This is a genomic window from Rhodococcus sp. NPDC003383 (assembly GCF_053589115.1).
This window is the reverse complement of record NZ_JBSFRG010000063.1, coordinates 1-3,046: the sequence shown is the minus strand read 5'-3', so window position 1 is coordinate 3,046 and position 3,046 is coordinate 1. Positions and strand designations below refer to the sequence as shown.

The 3,046-nt window shown below is 71.2% G+C and carries 1 protein-coding gene; it reads right to left on the bottom strand.

Going from position 1 to position 3,046, the window contains the following annotated elements; genetic code table 11:
- Positions 1 to 3,046, bottom strand: a 3,046-nt coding sequence (locus ACWDTS_RS28025) for a condensation domain-containing protein (RefSeq protein ID WP_450119455.1), incomplete at both ends; no start/stop codon positions are given.

Here is a 3,046-nt window from a genome sequence, read left to right as displayed (position 1 = left end):
CATCCGACACCACCGACACCGCCGCCTCCACCGACGACAACACCGACACCCCACCAACCCGCACACCCACATCCACCGCACACTGCGCCAGCACGGCACGCACGGCCTCGGCCGCCCGGACCGCGACGGATTCGTCGACGAGCGTGGGCAGGTAGGCGACCTCGACCGCGATCTCGTCGCCCGGGGTGACCTCGAGGGTCATCGGGTATTGCGTGGAGTCGCGCCCGCTCAGACCGGCCAGGCTCAGCGCGTCGTCGTCGAGCATCGCGGTGAGCGCGGACTCGTCCATGGGGTACGACTCGAACACCACCAGCGTGTCGAACAGGCGCTGCTGCCCGGCGATGCGGTGCAGTTCGGTGAGCGACACGTGATGGTGGTCGAGCACCGACACCTGCTGCTCCTGCACGCGGACCAGGGCGTCTTCGAGCCGGTCGGCCGGGTCGAGTTCGACGACGACCGGAATCGTGTTGATGAACAGGCCGATTGCGGATTCGACGCCGTCGACCTGGGACGGGCGACCGGAGACGGTGGCACCGAAGACGACGGTGGACTGCCCGGTCTGCTGCGCGAGCGCCATCGCCCACGCAACCTGCGCGACCGTCGCCACGGTGACACCGCACGCGCGGGCCGCGGCGACGACACCGGCGCTGGTCTCGGCGTCGAGGGTGACGGGCACCGTCTGCGGGAACTCGGCGACCGAGACGCGCTCGGCCGGCGCGACCAGCGTCGGACCCTCGACGGGGTCGAGCACCTGCTGCCACGCAGCGCGGGTCGCCTCCGGTTCCTGCCGGGCCAGCCAGGTCAGGAAGTTGCGGTAGCCGTCGCGGTCGGCGGTCGTGGACGAGGTGCCGCCGCGGTAGTTCTCGAGCAGTTCGGCCACGAGCAGCGGAGTCGACCAGCCGTCGATCACCGCGTGGTGTTCGGTCACCACCAGGCGATGCCGCTCCGGGGCGAGGACGACGAGCGCGCACCGCAGCAGCGGCGGCACGGCAGGATCGAACCGGGTGTCGCGCTCCGCGTCGGCGACCCGGTCGGCGGCGGCGTCCGGATCCACGTCGCCCGTCACGTCGATCACCTGCCACGGCATCGGAACGGACGCGGGCACGACACTGCGATACGTGCCGTCCGCGTCGGTCACGAAGGCGGCCCGCAGGTTCGGGTGCGCGTCGAGCAGCGCCTGTGCGGCACGGTGGAGCCGGTCGCGGTCGAGCGGTCCGGTGAATTCGAAGGCGACCTGCCCGACGTAGACGTCGACGGCGTCCGAGTCGGCGTGCAGCTGTGATTCGAAGATCAGGCCCTGCTGCAGACCGGTCATGGGCAGCACGTCGGTGAGCTCGCCGAATCGCTGCTCCCACGCGCACACGTCGGCCTGCGAGACGCCGGTGTCGAGGAAGTCACCCGGTGTGTGCCGGACGGTCGGCACGATCTCGGCGTGCCGGGCGAGCGCAGTGGCCGCCTCCACCCAGGCTTTGCCCAGGGTGCGGGCCTGATCTTCGGTGAGGATGCCGGTGGCGTAGGTCAGGCGGGCCTGCAACCGGGGACCGTCCGGACCGTCGACGGTGACGGCGTTGATGTCCACGGCAGTCGCGGCGGGCATCTCCGGGCGGGTGTGCCCGAGGAGCCCTGCGAATCCCGGCAGTGCCGACCAGTCCCGGGCCTCCCCGCTGTCGGCGGCGAACCGGCCCAGGTAGTTGAACCCGATCTGCGGGCGAGCGCAGCGGGCGAGCACGTCCTCCCCGACCGGGTCGAGGTACCGGGCGAGGCCGTGATCGATCCCGTCGGCGGCAGCGGCACGCAACTGTTCCTTGACGGTACGCACGAGCGCATCGGTGTCGAATCCGTCTGCACCGGTTTCGATTCCGGTGAGATCGAGCCGGACGGGGTACATCGCGGTGAACCAGCCGACCGTGCGGGACAGATCGGCGCCGGAGACGAGTTCGTGTGCGCGACCGTGCGTTTCGCGGGCGACGAGAACACTGTCGGTCGCGGTGCCACGGCCCCGGTGCCAGTTCACGACGGCGGCGGCCAGCGCCGCGTAGAGCCCGTCGTCGACACTACCGGCGTACACCCGCGGCAGGGTCGACAGCAGCGAACGGGTGGTCGCGACGTCCAGTTCGACGGTGACGTCCGCGGTGGACGCGTGGGTGTCGAGTGCCGGATCGAAGTCGCGGCTTCCGATCGGCGGCTCGAAGTCCCCGATCCGGGCGGCGAAGGACCGGGCACGGGCCTCGGTGTCGCCGGTGCGCGCCCGCTCGGCCAGCGCGGTGTTCCAGGTGCGGACGGACGTCGGCACCGGGTCGAGTTCCTCACGGTTCCAGCGTGCGGCCAGATCTTCGAGCAGGACGCGCCAGGACACGCCGTCGACGACGAGATGGTGTGCGGCGATCAGCAGTGCGCCGCGCTCGTCCGGCGCGACAGGAGCCAGGAACACCGTCTGCACCATCACACCGGCCGCAGGATCGAGACGCGCTGCGGCAGAAGCGAGTTCGGCTCGCACCTGCGCGTCCCGATCGGTGCCGGTTGCGACCTCGCGCACCAGGGCGTCGAGATCGAGCGTCGTCTCGCGGGGCACGTCGAGTGCGTCGGGCGTGCCGTCACCGTCGGTGTCGACGAGGCGCGCACGGAGGATGTCGTGGTGCGCAATCACATCCGCGAGAGCCGCGGCGAGGGCGCCGCGATCGGCTCCGACCGGCGTGTGCACGACGGTGGCCTGGCAGTAGTTCTCGTAGTGGCCGTCACGGATCGTCGCGGTCGCGAGCGGCGTCAGCGGCACGAGTCCGGTGCCGTCGTCCGAGATCGCGGGGGCATCGTCGAGCGTGCGGGCCGACGCGGCCAGGGCCGCGACGGTGCGATGGGTGAACAGATCCCTTGCGGTGACCGCGATTCCGGCGCGCCGTGCGCGCGAGACGACCTGCAGGGACATGATGGAGTCGCCGCCGAGATGGAAGAAGTCGTCGTCGACACCCACCCCCACCACACCGAGCACGTCCACGAACACCGAGCACAACACCCGCTCGGCCACCGACACCGGCTCCCGGCCGGCACC